This is a genomic window from Photorhabdus temperata (assembly GCF_025384845.1).
Taxonomy (GTDB): domain Bacteria; phylum Pseudomonadota; class Gammaproteobacteria; order Enterobacterales; family Enterobacteriaceae; genus Photorhabdus; species Photorhabdus temperata.
Genome location: NZ_JAJAFX010000015.1, coordinates 61,344 through 80,642 on the forward strand (window position 1 = coordinate 61,344; position 19,299 = coordinate 80,642).

The following is a 19,299-nucleotide window of genomic DNA, read 5'->3' on the forward strand; positions in this document are numbered from 1 at the left end:
TAGCAGAATACGATTAAACCGATATTGCAGTCGGACATAATCAAGCAACACCTTGCATTTAAGAGAATGTCGAAGAAATGAATAAAAATAATAAACGCCGTATCCTCCTTTTCCGTGCAGCACTGGCTGCTGTTACCATTGCTGCCGCTATATTTATCTGGCACCAATTTAAAACGCCTTCGGCCCTTCAACAATCTGGCGCATCGGATCACCCCTCTGGTTTAAGGCGCCCTCCTTTACCTCCTGTTCAAATTGCCACCGCAAAAGAGCAGACCGTACCACGCTTTCTGACCGGACTCGGCACCATTCAGGCCGCCAATACCGCCACCGTGACCAGCCGGGTTGAAGGTCAGCTTATCGCCCTGCACTTTCAGGAAGGTCAACAGATTAAACAAGGTGATTTATTGGCAGAAATTGATCCTCGCCCTTTTCAGGTTCAGTTAGCGCAAGCCAAAGGCCAACTTGCCAAAGATGAGGCAATACTGGCGAATGCCCGCCAGGATCTAAGCCGCTACCAGAAACTGGCAAACACTAAACTGATTTCCCAACAAGAAATGGATAATCAGCGTGCACTTGTCCGCCAACATGAAGCCAGTCTGAAAGTTGATCAAGCCGCAATTGACAGTGCAAAACTCCAACTCACTTACAGTCGTATTATCGCCCCCATTTCTGGTCGGGTGGGTCTGAAACAGATCGATGTAGGGAATTTTATCGCCAGTGGCAATAATTCTCCTATTGTTGTTATCACACAAACAGATCCCGCGGATGTACTGTTTTCATTGCCCGAAAACGATATCAATGCCGTTCTGAAAGCTCAGAAAGTGAATCATGATGTCGTTGTCAGCGCATGGGATCGCAACAACCGGCAACAACTTGCCGAAGGAAAATTGCTGAGTATTGATAATCAAATCGATACTGCTACCGGTACCATTAAGCTGAAAGCCCGTTTTGCCAATCAAGGTGACATTCTGTTCCCGAACCAGTTCGTTAATATCCGGATTAAAGTTGATACGCTGGAAAACGCAGTGGTGATCCCAAACGCTGCTCTGCAAATGGGTAATGAAGGGAATTTTGTCTGGATACTGGGTAAAGATAATGAAGTCAGCAAACATCTGGTCTCAGTCAAATTGCAGGATACACAACGGGTTGTTATCAATACCGGCCTGACGGCGGGTGATAAAGTGGTGACTGATGGTATCGATCGCCTGACAGATGGCGCTAAAGTGGATATTGTCACTCCGATGGCAAATAAGATTCAGCCGCAAAAACACGGCAAAATGGAGAACTCCTGATGCAAGTGAGCTCCCAAATTCCAGGAGGCGGGCCATCACGCCTGTTTATTCTGCGCCCCGTAGCCACCACACTGTTCATGGTGGCAATCCTACTGGCGGGAATTATCGGCTATCACATGTTGCCGGTGTCTGCGCTGCCGGAAGTCGACTATCCGACAATTCAGGTTGTCACACTCTACCCCGGCGCAAGCCCTGATGTGATGATCTCCGCAGTCACTGCACCACTGGAACGCCAGCTTGGACAGATGTCCGGTCTTAAACAGATGGCATCCCAAAGTTCCGGCGGAGCTTCCGTTATCACATTACAATTTCAGCTGACTTTGCCATTAGATGTCGCCGAGCAGGAAGTACAAGCGGCCATTAACGCCGCCAGCAACTTATTGCCCAATGACCTGCCCTATCCCCCCATTTACAGCAAGGTCAACCCCGCGGATCCCCCGATTCTCACGCTGGCCGTCACCACCGAGGCGATGCCAATGACGCAAATTCAGGATATGGTCGAAACCCGTATCGCACAGAAAATTTCACAGGTAAATGGTGTTGGATTGGTGACACTGGCCGGCGGTCAGCGTCCGGCGGTCAGAGTAAAGTTGAATGCTCAGGCTGTCGCCGCACAGGGATTGGATAGCGAAACTATCCGTACTGCTATCAACAATGCCAACGTTAACTCCGCTAAAGGCAGCCTTGACGGCCCGACCCGTTCTGTCACGCTTTCGGCCAACGATCAAATGAAGTCAGTAAATGATTACCGCAAACTGATCGTTGCCTATAAAAATGGGGCGCCGGTGCGGTTACAAGATGTCGCAACCATTGAGCAAGAGGCCGAAAATACTAAACTGGGCGCATGGGCAAATAACAAACAGGCAATTGTGATTAATATCCAGCGCCAGCCGGGTGCTAACGTGATTGAAACCACCGATAATATTCGTCAGATGTTGCCGGAACTCAGCAGCAGTTTACCGAAATCTGTCGATATGAAAATTTTGACCGACCGCACCACAACAATTCGTGCCTCAGTGAAAGATGTTCAGTTTGAGCTATTACTGGCGATTGCACTGGTTGTTATGGTGATTTACCTGTTTTTACGCAACGGCATCGCAACACTTATCCCAAGTATCGCCGTTCCTCTTTCACTGATCGGCACATTCGCCGTGATGTATTTCTGCGGTTTTTCCGTTAATAACCTGACGCTAATGGCGCTCACCATTGCCACCGGTTTTGTGGTGGATGACGCCATTGTGGTCATTGAGAACATCTCCCGCTATATAGAACAAGGGGAAAAACCGATGGCCGCAGCGTTGAAAGGCGCGGGTGAAATCGGTTTTACCATTATTTCCCTGACTTTTTCCTTGATCGCGGTGCTGATCCCGCTGCTTTTTATGGGCGATATCGTTGGCCGCCTTTTCCGTGAGTTTGCTATTACCCTGGCCGTGGCCATTCTGATTTCAGCGGTTGTCTCACTGACATTGACACCCATGATGTGCGCCAGAATGCTCAAACCAGAATCAAAGGTAAAACACAATCGTTTTGAACAAGCCAGTGAACGCTTTTTTGAACGGACAATTGCCGGTTATGCCATATGGCTGAAAAAAGCGCTGAACCATCCGTGGATCACACTTAGCGTCGCCTTAAGCACCCTGGCACTGACTACCCTGCTTTATCTCATTATTCCAAAAGGATTTTTTCCATTGCAAGATAACGGGCTGATTCAGGGAACACTGGAAGCGCCGCAATCAATTTCCTTTGCAGCAATGGTGGATAAACAGCGGCAGGTTTCATCCTTATTGTTACAAGACCCGGCAGTGGAAAATATCACCACATTTGTCGGCATTGATGGCAGCAACCCAACACTGAATAACGGCCGGTTGCAAATCACACTAAAACCACTCAATCAGCGTGATGACAGAATCGCCGAAATTATTCCACGTTTGCAGGAAAAAATTGCTTCTATACCCGACGTAAAACTCTATCTGCAACCCATGCAAGATTTGACAATTGATACTCAGGTTACACGTACCCAATATCAATTTACATTACAGGCGACGGCCCTGAATGAACTGGGTATTTGGGTGCCTAAATTACTGGCTGAACTGAAGCAGAGATCAGAATTGATTGACGTCAGCAGTGACTGGCAAGACCAAGGGCTGATCGCCTATGTCAAAGTGGACAGAGACACCGCCAGCCGATTAGGCATCTCAATGGCAGCCGTAGATAACGCACTCTACAACGCATTCGGCCAGCGGCTAATATCAACAATTTATACTCAGGCTAATCAGTACCGGGTTGTACTGGAACATGATGTGACATCAACTCCGGGTCTGGCCGCATTTGATAACATCCGTCTCAACGGAACTGACGGCAATACCGTCCCACTAAGAGCTATCGCCACTGTTGAACAAAGATTTGGCCCACTGGCAATTAACCATCTGGCACAATTCCCCGCCGCGACATTTTCTTTCAACGTTGCTGAAAACGCCTCTCTTGAACAGGCAGTCAATGCTGTTCGTGATGCTGCGCAATTGATCAAAATGCCCAAAGACATAACCACCCAGTTCCAGGGAGCCACGCTGGCATTTGAAAGCGCGCTGGGTAATACATTGTGGCTGATCGCGGCTGCCGTTATCGCCATGTATATCGTGTTGGGGATCCTGTATGAAAGCTTTATCCATCCGGTGACCATTCTCTCCACTTTGCCGACCGCAGGAGTCGGTGCGCTGCTGGCATTGATGATGGCAGGTCACGAACTGGATGTTATTGCGATCATCGGCATTATCTTGCTGATAGGTATTGTGAAGAAAAATGCCATCATGATGATCGATTTTGCACTGGCGGCAGAACGCGAACAGGGATTATCCCCTTACGAAGCAATTTATCAGGCATGTTTATTGCGTTTTCGTCCGATTCTGATGACCACAATGGCAGCATTGCTTGGCGCACTACCCTTGATGCTCAGTACCGGTGCAGGTGCCGAATTACGCCGTCCTCTGGGTATCTGTATGGTAGGTGGACTGATTATGAGCCAGATCCTGACGCTGTTTACCACCCCGGTGATCTATTTACTGTTTGACCGGCTGGCGCACTCTCGCCGCAACCGCACGTTCTCAGTACCGGATATTTCATCCATTGATCATCAGGAGCCGCGGTGAAATTCTTTGCTTTATTTATCCAACGCCCGGTTGCCACCACGCTATTAAGTTTAGCCATAACCCTGTGCGGGCTATTGGGGTTTACCCTGTTGCCGGTTTCTCCTTTGCCGCAAGTGGATTTTCCGGTGATCGCCGTCTATGCCTCATTACCGGGCGCCTCACCTGAAACAATGGCTTCATCTGTCGCGACTCCGCTGGAGCGTGCCTTAGGCCGAATTGCCGGTGTCAATGAAATGACATCCAGTAGCTCCCTTGGCAATACCGATATCGTACTTGAATTTGACCTGAGCCGTGATATTAACAGCGCGGCACGGGATGTACAGGCAGCACTGAACGCGGCTCAAAGTATGTTGCCTTCCGGTATGCCTGGCAGGCCAGGTTATTACAAAGCAAACCCGTCCGATGCCCCTATTATGATCCTGACACTGACTTCTGATACCTATAATCAGGGGCAACTTTATGATTTTGCGTCTACTCAACTGGCACAGAAAATTGCACAAGTTGAAGGCGTCAGTGAGGTCTCTGTTGGCGGCAGTTCATTACCGGCAGTAAGAGTTGAATTGAATCCCAGCGCGCTGTTTCATCAGGGTGTTTCTCTGGATGCAGTACGCAAAGCAATCAGCAATGCCAATGTTCGCCGTCCACAGGGCTATGTAGATTCAGAGCAACAACACTGGCAAGTTCAAACAAACGATGAGTTAAAAACAGCCGAAAGCTATCGCCCGATAATCGTTCACTATAATAACGGCTCACCGGTGCGATTGCAGGATGTCGCGAATGTAAAAGATTCTGTTCAGAATGTCAGAGCAGCCGGCATGTCTGGCGGTGAACCGGCTATTTTGCTGATCATTCGCCGTGAAGCCGGTGCGAATATTATCGCCACAGTAAACCGGATTCGTGAACAATTACCGGCGCTACGTGAATCCATTCCTGCCTCTATTCAGCTTAAAGTGGCTCAGGATCGCACACCGACGATTCGCGCTTCATTGGCTGAGGTAGAACGGGCGCTGGTGATTGCTATCGGGCTGGTGATTTTAGTGGTATTTCTGTTTTTACGTTCTGGCCGGGCAACGTTAATCCCGGCAATTGCGGTGCCCGTTTCACTCATTGGAACGTTTACCGCCATGTATCTGTGCGGTTTCAGTCTGAACAACTTTTCCCTGATGGCTCTGACGATTGCAACGGGATTTGTGGTGGATGATGCGATTGTGGTACTGGAAAATATTTCCCGCCACCTTGAAGCCGGTATCAAACCGATGCAAGCCGCACTGCGTGGTGTCCGGGAAGTAGGCTTTACCGTCCTTGCTATGAGCATTTCGTTGGTCGCCGTTTTTATCCCGCTTCTGCTAATGGATGGGTTGGTTGGCCGGCTATTCCGTGAATTTTCCATTACCTTAACCACATCAATCGGTATCTCATTGCTGGTTTCTTTGACACTGACGCCGATGATGTGCGCTTATTTGCTGAAATCCCAACCATCCAAAGCACAGAAAAGAATCCGTGGTTTCGGTAAAGTTCTGCTGAAAATTCAACAAGGTTATGGGCGTTCCCTGATGTGGGTACTGAACCATAGCCGTTGGGTATTGTTAATTTTGGCGGGTATCATTGCCCTGAATATTTGGCTCTATATCAACATTCCAAAAACTTTCTTCCCGGAGCAGGACACCGGCCGGTTGTTGGGGTTTGTCCGGGCAGATCAAAGTATCTCTTTCCAGTCTATGCATGAAAAAATGAAAAATTTTATGCAGGTAATTGATGCCGATCCTGCGGTAGACAGCGTTACCGTTTTCACAGGTGGCGGACGGGTCAATAATGGCTTTATGTTCATCTCTCTGAAACCATTGAAAGAGCGCTCAGGCAGTGCCGAACAGGTTATTTCACGCCTGAGGATCAAGCTTGCCAATGAGCCAGGGGCAAACCTGTTTCTCATTCCAGTGCAGGATGTCATGGCTGGCGGTCGCCAGTCTAATGCCAGCTACCAATTTACCTTGCTGGCAGATGATCTCAATGATCTCCGCAAATGGGAACCCATTATCCGTAAAGCATTAGGGCAATTGCCCCAATTGACCGATGTTAATTCCGATAAAGAAGATAAAGGGGCTGAAATGGCAATAATCTATGATCGCGACACCATGTCGCGGTTGGGAATTAATGTCAGTGAAGCAAATAGCTTGCTGAATAATGCTTTTGGTCAGCGGCAAATATCCACTATTTATCAGCCACTAAATCAGTACAAAGTTGTAATGGAAGTTGCACCGGAATATACGCAAGATGTCAGCGCACTGGAAAAAATGTTTGTGATAAATAATCAAGGAAAAGCGATTCCCCTCTCCTACTTTGCCCACTGGCAACCGGCTAACGCGCCGCTAAGTGTGAATCATCAGGGGCTTTCTGCTGCTTCAACCATTTCTTTCAATGTACCGGCAGGTTATACCCTCTCCGATGCTATCAATGCGATTGAAAGAACCATGACCGGACTGAGTGTGCCCTCAACGGTTCGCGGTACTTTCGCCGGCACCGCCCAGATTTTTCAGGAAACCCTGAAATCACAATTATTCCTGATCCTGGCTGCCATTATGACTGTCTATCTGGTACTGGGGATACTGTATGAAAGTTATATCCATCCACTGACCATTCTTTCTACTCTGCCTTCTGCCGGGATTGGCGCCCTGCTGGCGCTGGAGTTGTTCGACACACCATTCAGCCTAATAGCGTTAATCGGCATCATGTTGTTGATTGGTATCGTGAAAAAAAATGCCATTATTATGGTGGATTTTGCCATTGAAACTCAGCGTAACGGTAATATCTGCGCCCGCGACGCGATATTCCAGGCCAGCCTGTTACGTTTCCGCCCGATTCTGATGACCACACTGGCCGCCTTGTTTGGTGCTCTGCCACTGGTTTTAGGCAGTGGTGATGGAGCGGAATTACGCCAGCCATTGGGAATAACCATTGTTGGTGGCTTGGTCATGAGCCAACTTTTGACGCTATATACCACACCGGTTGTCTATCTCTGTTTTGATCGGCTGAGGGAGAAATGGCAACAACGGCATGCCACCAAACAGATTGCGGGGCAACTATGAAGCTAGGGATCAGCGGTAAGCTGTTTATGGCTATCTTCGCCACTTGCATGCTGGTACTTATCACTATGCACTGGGGTGTAAGAAGCAGCTTTCAGCATGGTTTTATGGGTTATATAAAACAAAATATCCAGTTACGTACATCCATGCTGGCTGAAGCACTGGCTGAGCAATATCAACAATATGGTAGCTGGAAATTCTTAAAGAAAAATAACCGGATCATTTTTCAAATCATTCGTTCCATTGAACAAACCAGTGAAAGCCGCCAGGGTCCACCGCCCCGTGGCTGGCGAACTCAATTTTGGGTCGTGGACAGTGAGATGAAGCTGCTGGTCGGTCATGAAGGTAAAATTCCGGAAGATACCTATCGCAAACCGATCACCTATAATCATCAAGTCGTTGGCTGGGTCATTGTCAGCTCATCAGACAAAATTACCCGTCAGGCTGATATCAGTTTTGATCGCCAGCAACAACTGACAAGCTGGATAATTGCCAGCTTGTCTACTTTGCTGGCTATCATCGCCACGCTATTGTTATCCCGCGGCATGTTAAAACCCGTTAAGCGTCTGGTCGAAGGGACACATAAACTGGCGTCGGGCGATTTCAGTGTCCGGGTAACACCATCAAGTAAAGATGAAATCGGTCAGCTTGCCCACAATTTTAACCAGCTCGCCAGTACACTGGAAAAAAATGAGCAGATGCGTCGCGATTATATGGCAGATATTTCCCATGAACTGCGCACTCCCCTTTCCATATTGCGCGGTGAACTGGAAGCTTTACAGGATGGCGTTCGCCAACCAACACCCGAAACACTGAGTTCGTTACTGGCAGAGATCACCACATTGACCAAATTGGTTGATGATCTACACCAGCTCTCTTTATCAGATCGCGGAGCGCTGGCATATCGGAAAGAATTTATCAATATCAGTAAGTTACTTCAGGCGGCTATCGCGTCTTATCGTGGGCGCTTCCTTGATAAGCAAATTCAGATGGATGTTAAGCTGCCTGAAACTATCATGATGTTTGCTGATCCAGGCAGATTGACTCAGCTTTTTCATAATTTGCTGGAAAACAGCCTTCGCTATACCACTGATAATGGCAAACTGACTATTGAAGGGAGTTCTGATAATAATTGCTTTATATTGAACTGGCAGGACAGCGAGCCTGGCCTGTTACCCGAGCAATGCCAACGGATTTTTGAACGATTTTACCGCAGTGAATCCTCACGAAACCGCGCCAATGGTGGCTCAGGACTTGGGCTGGCTATTTGCTATAACATCGTTGAAGCACATAACGGTACGATCTGTGCTGAACCCTCACCTTTAGGTGGCTTGAGAATTATCATAGAATTGCCGCTAACTGAATCCCTTGACAGCGAAACGATATGAGTACGGAATTTGACCATTATACTGTTCTGATTGTTGAAGATGAGCCAAAGCTCGGCCAGTTGCTGGTTGATTACCTGCGCGCGGCTGATTACGAAACTCAGTGGCTACTGCGTGGTGATGAAGTTGTTTCCCACGTACAGCAACATAATCCAGATATTATTTTATTGGATCTGATGTTGCCAGGTTGTGATGGCATATCTGTCTGCCGGGAAATCCGCCGTTTCTCTGACGTCCCGATTATTATGGTTACCGCCAAAACGGAAGAAATTGACCGTTTATTGGGACTGGAAATCGGGGCAGATGATTACATTTGTAAGCCTTACAGCCCGCGTGAGATTGTCGCGCGGGTTAAAACCATTCTTCGCCGCTGTTACCGGCCACAGGATATTGTCGGGCAAAGTGATCTGCACATTGACGAAGCCTGCTTCCAAGCGCGTTACTGCAATAAAATATTGGATTTAACACCGGTTGAATTCCGGTTATTAAAAACGATGGCAAGCCGTCCAGGGCAAGTGTTTTCCCGCGATCAATTACTGAATAATCTGTATGACGATCACCGGATCGTGACAGACCGGACTATTGATAGCCATATTAAAAATCTGCGTCGCAAACTGGACCAATTGGACAACAGTAAAACGTTCATTCGCTCCATTTATGGACTGGGTTACCGGTGGGAAGCAGATATATGCCATTTGTTATAACTGTCACACTTTAACTGAATTAAATTTCTCTCAACCTTTCGCCGGTCAGAAATTCAGCTATATTAAAAATACTTACCTTAATTGGAGGAATTTCTTATGGCTGTAGGTTATTATGATCTGAGAAGAACAAAAAACAAGCAGTATTACTTCAATTTAAAAGCATCGAACGGTGATGTTATCCTCACCAGTGAAATGTACACCACAAAGGCAGCGGCGAATAAAGGGATTCGTTCTGTTCAAACAAACTCACCGACAGAAAAAAACTTCGAAATCAGGGAACACAAGTCTGGCAAGCACTATTTCGTGTTGAAAGCCAGGAACTATCAAGTCATTGGTATCAGCGAATCTTTCGATAACGAAACCATTGCCAAAAAGGGCATTCAGTCTGCGGTTAAAAATGGCTCCAGTGAAAATGTCCGGGATCTGACAAAGTCAGAGTGATATTTTTTCATCATAAACTACACCTTATCAGTTGAAATCAATATTCAACTGATAAGGTGCATCTTTATCGACCAACAGAATTGCACTTCGAGCTAATAAATTTGTATCTTCAGCAAATTAAGCGTTAGAATCCTCCGCCTTATCCTCACTTTTTGTAGTGAAAATTGCGCCGAACTCAGACCGAGAATTTTTTAACCATGTTTACTCCAGAATTACTTTCCCCCGCCGGTTCACTAAAAAATATGCGCTATGCTTTCGCCTATGGCGCGGACGCAGTCTATGCCGGTCAACCACGTTACAGCCTGCGTGTCCGCAATAATGAATTCAATCATGAAAATCTGGCGCTAGGCATTAAAGAAGCGCATGAGCTTGGCAAACGTTTTTATGTTGTAGTGAATATTGCGCCGCATAATGCCAAACTGAAAACCTTTATCCGTGATCTGAAACCTGTCGTTGAAATGGGGCCTGATGCGCTAATTATGTCCGATCCCGGACTGATTATGCTGGTTCGTGAGGCTTTTCCCGACATGGAAATTCATCTTTCCGTTCAGGCTAACGCGGTTAACTGGGCGACAGTCAAATTCTGGCAACAAATGGGATTGACCAGAGTCATTCTCTCCCGTGAACTTTCTTTGGATGAAATTAATGAGATTCGCCAGCATGTTCCCGATATGGAGCTGGAGGTTTTCGTACATGGTGCACTGTGCATGGCCTATTCCGGTCGTTGCCTGTTATCCGGTTATATTAATAAACGTGATCCAAATCAAGGAACATGCACTAATGCCTGTCGCTGGGAATATAATGTTCAAGAAGGCAAAGAGGATGATATCGGTAATATTGTGCATATGCATGAACCTATACCGGCAAAAAATATTGAGCCGACACTGGGAGAAGGTGCACCAACAGACAGAGTATTTATGTTCGAAGAAGCAAAACGCCCAGGCGAATTTATGTCGGCGTTTGAAGATGAACATGGAACTTATATCATGAACTCCAAAGACTTACGCGCGATTGAACATGTTGAGCGATTAACTAAAATGGGCGTTCACTCTTTGAAAATCGAAGGACGGACAAAATCTTTCTATTACTGCGCCCGCACAGCACAAGTTTATCGCAGAGCCATTGATGATGCTGTCGCAGGAAAACCTTTTGATCCAACCCTGCTGACAACGCTGGCAGGACTTGCTCACCGTGGATATACCGAAGGTTTTTTACGCCGCCATACCCACGATGCCTATCAGAGTTATGAATACGGCCATTCGATATCCGACACCCAACAATTTGTCGGTGAGTTTACCGGAAAACGGGTCAACGGATTGGCTGAAGTTGTAGTTAAGAATAAATTCATGGTTGGAAATAGTCTCGAATTAATGACACCATCGGGTAATATCCAGTTTACACTGGAAGCAATGCAGGATAAAAAAAACCAACCAATGGAAGTTGCTCCTGGAGATGGGTATATTGTCTATTTACCAATCCCTAAACAAATTGATATTAATTACGCCTTATTAATACGCAATCTAAATGGTATTAGTTCTCAATATGTTCAAACGAACCGAGACTCAGACAAATAATCACCAATATACCATCCTGGTAATGATATATTTCTTTTTTTAGAAATAGATCACATCAATGCTATTTTATTTACCGTAGTATTGTTGGTGAAAAATAAAAAATTAAAAAAGTTTTACAGTAAGACTAGGAACCACCTCCTTGGCCGGCTCAATCTCCCTTGAGCTGGCCTTTTCTTTTTCTCTCCAATAAATAAAATCAATAAGTTACGAGATTCATTTACATGATTAATTAAATAGATAAACTTAACTATTAAATTAATAAACCTTTATATTAATATGTTTCTTGTACTCTATGCATTAATAAGAAAATATTTCTACTTATTGAAATATCACACTATCTAAAGAAATGTAATTAAAATTTTCCACTGTTCAACAATTCAAGAAACCCATCATATTTAGACCAAATATTATACAATTCGATAGAATTAATCAGGTGAAAATTATGAAAATAGATAATTGCAATTTACTTATTGTTAAAACTATTAGTTCAACATTTACCTGGCTATTCTGGTTATCAACACAGGACAACTTCTGTTTCATGTATCCATAATATTAACAAGGGTAAAATAGCACTCATTGACCAAAATCCGGTGAATAACGATGCAGCACATCCCGTATCTCACAAGGATAAAGTTGATATTCATCTTAACCTCACAACAAGCACTGGTTAGCAAATCAAAGGACGACAGAAACGCATTTCTGCACTGGATTCAGAGTGAAAATATCATCTGGCAATAACATTCAGGAAAAGCCAGTCTGGTGGGGAGCAACAATAAGTATTCTGCCTTATCTATCAAACACAACATCTTCCATCAACAACCCAACCATTTGATAAGACACTGTTTACCAAGGAAGAAACGTAACAGGAAAAATGTTTTTTATAAAGAGAAGAAAGTTAAATATCACCACCTGCAATAAAAAACCATGAAGAATTTTCTATCTGTGAAAAAATTAAATTATATTTATATGTTTATCAATCAGTTTATTGATCGATAAATATAGGCTGAAACTAAAAATTTAACACAATAATTATTTTACATTACAATCATTTTTACGAGAGGATAAATAACCACATTGATTATCGCTTACAGGATTATATATATTTTTAAACTGTAATGATCAAGATCCTTATTTATTCCATATAATCATAGTAAATAAATTGCCGAAATAAAAATGAAACCAATTGCATTTATACAAATAAAAACCTCAAAATATTAATATCTGACCCTATAAAGATAATCTGAATAACATCAGAATATGTTGTATGTTTGTATACATTTCATGTAATCAATTAACTTATTTATGCGAATGCATAATACAATAATATTAACCACAGTTTCACTAATTTTAAATTTTTTATCTATAACATCAAGTGCATATGTTGTCATAAAACCTCCAGTAAACACCATAGCAACCACAAAAATCACACTAGAACCAGCAACAGATGTAGCTAACATCAAAGACCCAATAGCCCAAGAAACACAAGCTACTGCCGCTGCCTTAACCAGATCTACAACAATATTCCCTAAAAAATCAGCCAGCGTGTATTCATCCTTAAATAACCTGAGATTTTAATATATTTTTCACCATTCTTGCCAACATACTCTGTCGCTTTAATCCCTAATCTTTTAAATTCTCTTACTCTATTTGTCAGGTCAAAAACATCACAAATATTACCTGCATAGAGTGATATTAGATCTGCAACCGAGAACACCTTCTTCATCAATGGGCTTTTTGGTTTTGGAGAATCAATATCCTCCAGAACACTTTTTTCCTCATCTAATGACAGCAGTGCAATATATACTGTATTCTCTTTTAACTGCTTTTCGAGACCAACAGCATCAAAGGGATTTTAATTTGATTAATCCCAACATAACCTCTTAAGAAATCCGCCATATAACCTTCCCAAAAAGGGTTGTATTTTTTGTATGTCATCGTGAAACCGCCTTTAATATTCTTAAAAGCCTACCTGAAGCGATCCACTACCACTTCCCTCCTAATACAACTTGTTATTTTAAAACGGATAAATGACAATCAACAGTATCTTTTGTGAACTGGAGTAAAACATGACTGATATCGCTAAGTTGTTAGGTAAAGATGCAGACAGTTTATTGCAGCATCGTTGTAGCACCATTCCGAGTGAAAATCTTTATCTGCCAGGCTCCGATTTTGTTGACCGCGTTATGATCGACAATAACCGGCCAAATACGGTTCTGCGCTCCATGCAAACATTGCTAAATCATGGTCGCCTTGCCGGTACTGGCTATTTGTCTATTTTGCCGGTGGATCAAGGTGTAGAACATTCTGCTGCCGCTTCTTTTGCCGCGAACCCACTCTATTTTGATCCGAAGAATATCGTTGAACTGGCTATTGAAGCAGGCTGTAACTGTGTCGCCTCTACTTATGGCGTGTTATCCGCAGTTTCCCGTCGCTATGCTCATAAGATCCCGTTTCTGGTTAAACTGAACCACAATGAAACATTGAGTTATCCTGCCCAATATGATCAAACTTTATATGCCAGCGTTGAACAGGCATTTGAGATGGGCGCGGTAGCCGTTGGTGCAACGATTTACTTTGGCTCTGCTGAATCACGTCGTCAAATCGAGGAAATCTCAGCAGCTTTTGAACGAGCGCATGAATTGGGTATGGTCACGGTATTATGGGCCTACCTGCGTAACTCCGCCTTCAAAAAAGAGGGAGTGGATTATCACGCCAGCGCTGATTTAACCGGTCAGGCTAACCATTTAGCCGCCACTATCGGTGCCGATATCGTTAAACAGAAAATGGCTGAAAATAATGGCGGCTATACTGCGATTGGTTTTGGTCATACAGATAAGCGTGTTTATACCAATTTAACCACCGATCACCCAATCGATCTGGTTCGTTATCAGATAGCTAATTGCTACATGGGTCGTGCCGGCTTGATTAACTCAGGCGGCGCATCCGGTGATAATGATTTGAGTGATTCAGTTCGTACCGCCGTCATTAATAAACGTGCAGGTGGTATGGGGTTGATCCTCGGTCGTAAAGCTTTCAAAAAATCCATGAAAGAGGGTGTTGAACTGATTAATGCGGTTCAAGATGTCTATCTGGATCAGCAAGTGACTATCGCTTAATAAGGCTTGTCATCGGTGATGATGAATAAAATCGTGAAGACATTACACATTCTGAGCCATATTGCTCTCATAGCACAGGCATCTTACCCTTCATGACTCATTATCACCGAATCACGCTCCCTCACCACCACTGATGAAAATGATGTACAGGTCCAATTCCGGTTCCGACATCCAGAGAATCTGCCTGTTCTAATGCCGTCTGGAGGTATAATTTGGCAACAGGAAGCGTTGTCTGCCAATCCGGATAACGTGGACGCAAAGCCGCTAATGCAGCGGAAAGCGTACACCCTGTACCATGAGTATGACGAGTATTGATTCTGGGAGCAGTGAAACGCCATTCTCCCTTCCCCGTAAATAGCCAATCAGGGCTTTCACCGTCGGTAAGATGTCCGCCTTTAAGTAAAACCGCTTCACATCCCAGTGATAATAATTCACGTCCTTGTTTTTGCATGTCTGCTTCGGTTTCTGCTACAGCGCATCTCAATATGGTTGCGGCTTCCAGCAAATTCGGCGTCATCAACGACACCTTCGGTAGCAGCCGTTCAACAACCGCAGAAACCGCTTCCGGCGCCAGCAGCGGATCACCGCTTTTCGCAATCATCACCGTATCCAATACAACATAAGGTACTGAATAACGGCTTATTGCGTCTGCAACTACTGCAACATTGGCCGCATTAGATAACATGCCTATCTTGGCGCTATCGATTCTGATGTCTGACAGCACAGACTCAAGCTGTGCAGCAACGAAAGCAGGATCTATGTCATAAACAGATTGCACGCCATGCGTATTTTGTGCGACAAGAGCTGTCATTACTGTTGTGCCATAAGCACCAAGCGCAGAGAAAGTTTTTAGATCAGCTTGAATACCGGCGCCACCGCTAGGATCAGTCCCGGCAATTGTCAGTGAATTGATTCTTACCATAGGTACTCCTTCCCACCAGCAAAAGAAAAGCAGGTATCAGGAAAAAGACACCTTGACTTCCCTACGCTGGCATTATCCAGATCAGGTATTACGGGTTCATCTCAGCTCAGTGAAGAGCACCCCGAGTCAAAACAAAAACACCCTATCAGATAACCAACAGGGTGATATCGGTATGTCATTGTTGCCAATAAAAAACCAATTAAGACAACAAATTTACTTCGTCAATTCAAAATGATTGACAAAAAGAAGTTATGCTGCTGTGACGTTTGCCGCAGAAGGACCTTTCTGACCGTCCTGAATTTCAAACTCAACTTTTTGACCTTCTGCCAAAGTTTTAAAACCTTCGCTCTGAATAGCGCTAAAATGTACAAATACATCTTTGCTGCCATCAGCTGGAGTAATAAAACCAAAACCTTTAGATTCGTTGAACCACTTTACAGTACCAGTGATTTTTGCCATTTTAAGAATTTCCTTTGGATCACTTAATTCTAATTCGCCGTTCGGCGCAACATAAAAACCAGAGCGAGTTGCTGCTATTAACAGAACCGTACCTCGTTTACCCGAACGATTTATCACATATTCTTAATATGATGGCAAGCCATTTTTTATCAGCTATGGAGCTAACGCACATATTTAAAATTCTTAACAACAATTATTGTTTAACATAACCGCAAAAATTTGAAAATCCAAGGTTATCCTAATTAGCTTACAGTTTATCCACTCAACAAAACTTCAAATCATATAAATAATATTAATTTATTTTGCCTTTCTTATTGTTAGAATCTTTATATCTGTGGTATGTCTACAGGCGCGCATCCCCCCTCTTTGGGTGAAAGAAAGAGTCAACACATTTCCCAATATTCGTCAGTCCAAATATCAGTATTAAATATACTCATTTAATACATATAACATCTTAATATTAATTTCTCGTTTAAGTTTTATTTAAAATAGCAAGAGTAGAATTCCTGAATTTAGATGTTTGTCATATTTTACGTGATACAAAAGATCTTCCCAATTTATGTCGCCGGGAAATTGGAGCAATAAATAATGAAGTTTGATTTAACCGCAGCCTGTGCCCTAACAGTAACTTTTCTCGTCTCACCTGGGACAGTGTTTGCAACAACAGCAAATACCAACAATCAATCATTAACAACCATGCAATCCCCTACACAAGCCAGTAATGACAACAGTTCAGACAGTTTATGGGGAAAATTCAGCAATAATGTCGCTCTCACTTGGGATGCACCCAGCAATGAACTTTATCTGCCGGTAATTACCTGGCATAACAGATTTACCTACGATGAAGAAAAAATTGAAAAATATAATGAGCGGCCCTGGGGTTTCGGTTATGGTAAATACCGTTACGACGAAGACAATGACTGGCATTCTCTCTATGCTATGGCTTTTATGGACTCTCATAACCGTTTAGAACCCATCGTTGGTTATGGTTTTCAGAAAATGTGGATACCCGGTGATTTAGATGGCCTCCGAATGGGTATTGGCTTCACTTTAAGTGTCACAGCCCGTCATGAGTATTACTATGTCCCTATTCCACTCCCACTGCCACTATTCTCCATAGAATATAATCGGTTATCGTTTCAGGGGACATACATTCCCGGCACATATAATAACGGTAACGTACTCTTCGCCTGGTTACGCTGGCAATGGTAACCAGATAAAAAAATACCAGGCTGTGGGTGACATCAGCCTGGTATCCTTATCATGATAATCCAGGTGTGTGTTATCCCTGGTTCATGGTTTCCATTTTATTCTTGCGGGAATGGGATATGAGAAATCCGAGCCATAGAATACCAATCCAGAATGGCATCAAAATGACTGAAATACGGATACTGTCCATCATCAAAATAATGACCAGTATAAAGGCCAGGAAAACCAGACACAGATAATTACTAAACGGGTACCAGAATGCTTTAAATGACGGTTCTACCCCCTCTTTAACTTTCTTTGCCCGGAATTTTAAATGCGCCATACAGATCATGACCCAGTTAATAACCAGTGTTGTCACCACCAGCGCCATCAATAATTCAAATGCTTTGCCCGGCATGACATAGTTAATCAAGACACCAATTGACGTCGCCAATGCAGACATCACGATTGCTTTGGTAGGAACACCACTCTCATTAACTTTTTTCAGCATTCCGGGTGCATTGCCTTGCTTTGCTAAACCGTACAGCATCCGGCTGTTACAATATACACCGCTGTTATAAACGGACAATGCAGCAGTCAGAACAACAACATTCAGAACATTAGCTACCCAGAAACTATCCAGGTTATGAAAAATCATGACAAATGGGCTTTCACCTTCAATAACATTGCCCCACGGATAAAGCGACAACAACACGGTCAGAGAACCAATATAGAAAATCAATATTCTGTATACCACCTGATTGGTTGCCTTAGGAATACTGATACGTGGATTTTCCGCTTCCGCAGCAGTAATACCAACCAGCTCCAACCCACCAAAAGAGAACATAATCACAGCCATTGCCATGATAAGGCTAGAGATCCCATTCGGCATAAAACCGCCATACTGCCAAAGATTAGCAATACTGGCCTGCGGGCCGCCATTACCGCTGACTAACAGGTATGAGCCAAAAACAATCATGCAGATAATTGCTGTCACTTTAATAATAGCGAACCAGAATTCTGTCTCACCATATGACCGGACATTAATTAAATTTACCGTATTGATTAGGACAAAGAATACCGTAGCAGAAACCCAAGTAGGAATATCAGGCCACCAGTAATGAATATACATCCCTACAGCCGTCAACTCTGCCATTCCGACCAGAGTAAACATCATCCAGTAATTCCAGCCTGATAAAAAACCGGGAAAATCCCCCCAATATTTATAAGCAAAATGACTAAACGACCCCGCTACAGGCTCTTCAACCACCATCTCCCCCAATTGACGCATAATCAGAAATGCGATAAAGCCTGCGATAGCGTAGCCTAAAATTACGGAGGGACCTGCCATTTTTATGGTTTGCGCAATACCGAGAAACAACCCTGTCCCGACGGCCCCCCCCAAAGCAATAAGCTGAATATGCCGGTTTTTCAAACCGCGTTTAAGTGTTGATCCCTGCGATTGTTCTGCCATCTTTTCCTCTTGCTGCAACTTTTATTTTATTATTAGTGGGAAAACAACCGCTTCCCATTCATCTGCTTTATTTAAAACAGACAAAACACTAGCTTTAAAGGGTGGATATTGAAGGCATATGTTAGCACAGATACATGATGGGAAAATGGCTGATGAGTATCAGCAACTAATCAGAAAGGCAGATAACGGGTCACAAAACAAATACCTGAATCAAACTTTTCTCCCTGATCACAGTAGCTATCCAAAGCTAACAGATACAAGAATAGACATATTCCAAGTAATACTAAGATTGCAATGGTTTTTTTTATATCCAATTCTGTTTCCTTCAAGTTCGGTCAGTACGCAATATGTTAAGAATAAAATTGGAAAATGATATTTTACAATAGTGCAACAGGAAAAATATTCATCTTATGTTTTCCGTTGTGAAAAAATCGTACTGGCTCACAGTTTTATGACAACAATGTACCAAAACGAATTTAAACAAATACTCATTATGTGAATTCTATTCATCAGCATAA

14 protein-coding genes and 1 riboswitch are annotated in these 19,299 nt (G+C 43.8%); of the genes, 9 read left to right on the forward strand and 5 right to left on the reverse strand.

Features of this window, described 5'->3' with window-relative positions; all coding sequences use genetic code 11:
- The first annotated feature begins 77 nt into the window (after positions 1-77).
- The 7 genes from LGZ99_RS07955 to trhP all read left to right on the forward strand — a co-directional run bounded on the left by LGZ99_RS07955 (position 78) and on the right by trhP (position 11,622).
- Positions 78-1,292: an MdtA/MuxA family multidrug efflux RND transporter periplasmic adaptor subunit gene (locus LGZ99_RS07955; RefSeq protein ID WP_036840560.1), complete on the forward strand. Its 1,215-nt coding sequence runs from the start codon at positions 78-80 to the stop codon at positions 1,290-1,292.
- Complete coding sequence (locus tag LGZ99_RS07960; RefSeq protein ID WP_036840558.1) at positions 1,292-4,438, forward strand: MdtB/MuxB family multidrug efflux RND transporter permease subunit; 3,147 nt, start codon at positions 1,292-1,294, stop codon at positions 4,436-4,438. Before LGZ99_RS07955 ends, LGZ99_RS07960 begins: the two co-directional genes overlap by 1 nt.
- Positions 4,435-7,521 (forward strand): multidrug efflux RND transporter permease subunit MdtC, encoded by a 3,087-nt coding sequence (mdtC, locus tag LGZ99_RS07965; protein ID WP_036840556.1) that lies wholly within the window; start codon positions 4,435-4,437, stop codon positions 7,519-7,521. Before LGZ99_RS07960 ends, mdtC begins: the two co-directional genes overlap by 4 nt.
- Positions 7,518-8,906, forward strand: coding sequence for an envelope stress sensor histidine kinase BaeS (gene baeS, locus LGZ99_RS07970; protein ID WP_036840553.1), 1,389 nt, complete (start codon positions 7,518-7,520; stop codon positions 8,904-8,906). Before mdtC ends, baeS begins: the two co-directional genes overlap by 4 nt.
- Positions 8,903-9,607: an envelope stress response regulator BaeR gene (baeR, locus tag LGZ99_RS07975; protein ID WP_036840551.1), complete on the forward strand. Its 705-nt coding sequence runs from the start codon at positions 8,903-8,905 to the stop codon at positions 9,605-9,607. Before baeS ends, baeR begins: the two co-directional genes overlap by 4 nt.
- A 96-nt stretch (positions 9,608-9,703) precedes the next feature.
- Complete coding sequence (locus LGZ99_RS07980) at positions 9,704-10,048, forward strand: YegP family protein (protein WP_021325653.1); 345 nt, start codon at positions 9,704-9,706, stop codon at positions 10,046-10,048.
- A gap of 197 nt (positions 10,049-10,245) precedes the next feature.
- A complete protein-coding gene (trhP, locus tag LGZ99_RS07985) occupies positions 10,246-11,622 on the forward strand; it encodes a prephenate-dependent tRNA uridine(34) hydroxylase TrhP (protein ID WP_262979010.1) in 1,377 nt (458 codons plus the stop codon).
- 1,250 nt (positions 11,623-12,872) lie between these two features.
- Here the strand turns inward: trhP and LGZ99_RS07990 are convergent.
- Entirely contained in the window at positions 12,873-13,079 is a 207-nt protein-coding gene (locus LGZ99_RS07990) for a hypothetical protein (protein WP_036840546.1), read from the reverse strand.
- Between the two features lie 609 nt (positions 13,080-13,688).
- Here LGZ99_RS07990 and fbaB point away from each other — a divergent pair.
- The gene (gene fbaB / locus LGZ99_RS07995) at positions 13,689-14,738 is read left to right on the forward strand and encodes a class I fructose-bisphosphate aldolase (protein WP_021325649.1); all 1,050 of its coding nucleotides are present in this window, start codon (positions 13,689-13,691) and stop codon (positions 14,736-14,738) included.
- A 121-nt stretch (positions 14,739-14,859) separates the two neighbouring features.
- Here the strand turns inward: fbaB and thiD are convergent, their stop codons facing one another.
- Positions 14,860-15,660, reverse strand: a complete 801-nt coding sequence (gene thiD, locus LGZ99_RS08000; RefSeq protein ID WP_036840545.1) for a bifunctional hydroxymethylpyrimidine kinase/phosphomethylpyrimidine kinase — start codon at positions 15,658-15,660, stop codon at positions 14,860-14,862.
- Positions 15,661-15,701: 41 nt separating this feature from the next.
- A riboswitch (TPP riboswitch) is annotated at positions 15,702-15,794 on the reverse strand.
- Between the two features lie 115 nt (positions 15,795-15,909).
- A complete protein-coding gene (gene cspE / locus LGZ99_RS08005) occupies positions 15,910-16,119 on the reverse strand; it encodes a transcription antiterminator/RNA stability regulator CspE (RefSeq protein ID WP_011147003.1) in 210 nt (69 codons plus the stop codon).
- Positions 16,120-16,707: 588 nt separating this feature from the next.
- Here cspE and pagP point away from each other — a divergent pair.
- Positions 16,708-17,331, forward strand: a complete 624-nt coding sequence (gene pagP, locus LGZ99_RS08010; RefSeq protein ID WP_036840544.1) for a lipid IV(A) palmitoyltransferase PagP — start codon at positions 16,708-16,710, stop codon at positions 17,329-17,331.
- Positions 17,332-17,401: 70 nt separating this feature from the next.
- Here pagP and LGZ99_RS08015 read toward each other — a convergent pair whose 3' ends face one another.
- Both LGZ99_RS08015 and LGZ99_RS08020 read right to left on the reverse strand, forming a co-directional pair.
- Entirely contained in the window at positions 17,402-18,781 is a 1,380-nt protein-coding gene (locus LGZ99_RS08015) for an amino acid permease (RefSeq protein WP_036840543.1), read from the reverse strand.
- A gap of 170 nt (positions 18,782-18,951) precedes the next feature.
- Positions 18,952-19,095, reverse strand: coding sequence for a PhoP/PhoQ regulatory lipoprotein MgrB (locus tag LGZ99_RS08020; RefSeq protein WP_036849285.1), 144 nt, complete (start codon positions 19,093-19,095; stop codon positions 18,952-18,954).
- Positions 19,096-19,299 lie beyond the last annotated feature (204 nt).

Bases quoted from the DNA above. Each gene is read 5' to 3' on its own strand.
- LGZ99_RS07955 (WP_036840560.1), top strand. From the start codon at position 78: ATGAATAAAAATAATAAACGCCGTATCCTCCTTTTCCGTGCAGCACTG.
- LGZ99_RS07960 (WP_036840558.1), top strand. From the start codon at position 1,292: ATGCAAGTGAGCTCCCAAATTCCAGGAGGCGGGCCATCACGCCTGTTT.
- baeS (WP_036840553.1), top strand. From the start codon at position 7,518: ATGAAGCTAGGGATCAGCGGTAAGCTGTTTATGGCTATCTTCGCCACT.
- baeR (WP_036840551.1), top strand. From the start codon at position 8,903: ATGAGTACGGAATTTGACCATTATACTGTTCTGATTGTTGAAGATGAG.
- LGZ99_RS07980 (WP_021325653.1), top strand. From the start codon at position 9,704: ATGGCTGTAGGTTATTATGATCTGAGAAGAACAAAAAACAAGCAGTAT.
- trhP (WP_262979010.1), top strand. From the start codon at position 10,246: ATGTTTACTCCAGAATTACTTTCCCCCGCCGGTTCACTAAAAAATATG.
- LGZ99_RS07990 (WP_036840546.1), bottom strand. From the start codon at position 13,079: ATGTTAGCTACATCTGTTGCTGGTTCTAGTGTGATTTTTGTGGTTGCT.
- fbaB (WP_021325649.1), top strand. From the start codon at position 13,689: ATGACTGATATCGCTAAGTTGTTAGGTAAAGATGCAGACAGTTTATTG.
- thiD (WP_036840545.1), bottom strand. From the start codon at position 15,660: ATGGTAAGAATCAATTCACTGACAATTGCCGGGACTGATCCTAGCGGT.
- cspE (WP_011147003.1), bottom strand. From the start codon at position 16,119: ATGGCAAAAATCACTGGTACTGTAAAGTGGTTCAACGAATCTAAAGGT.
- pagP (WP_036840544.1), top strand. From the start codon at position 16,708: ATGAAGTTTGATTTAACCGCAGCCTGTGCCCTAACAGTAACTTTTCTC.
- LGZ99_RS08015 (WP_036840543.1), bottom strand. From the start codon at position 18,781: ATGGCAGAACAATCGCAGGGATCAACACTTAAACGCGGTTTGAAAAAC.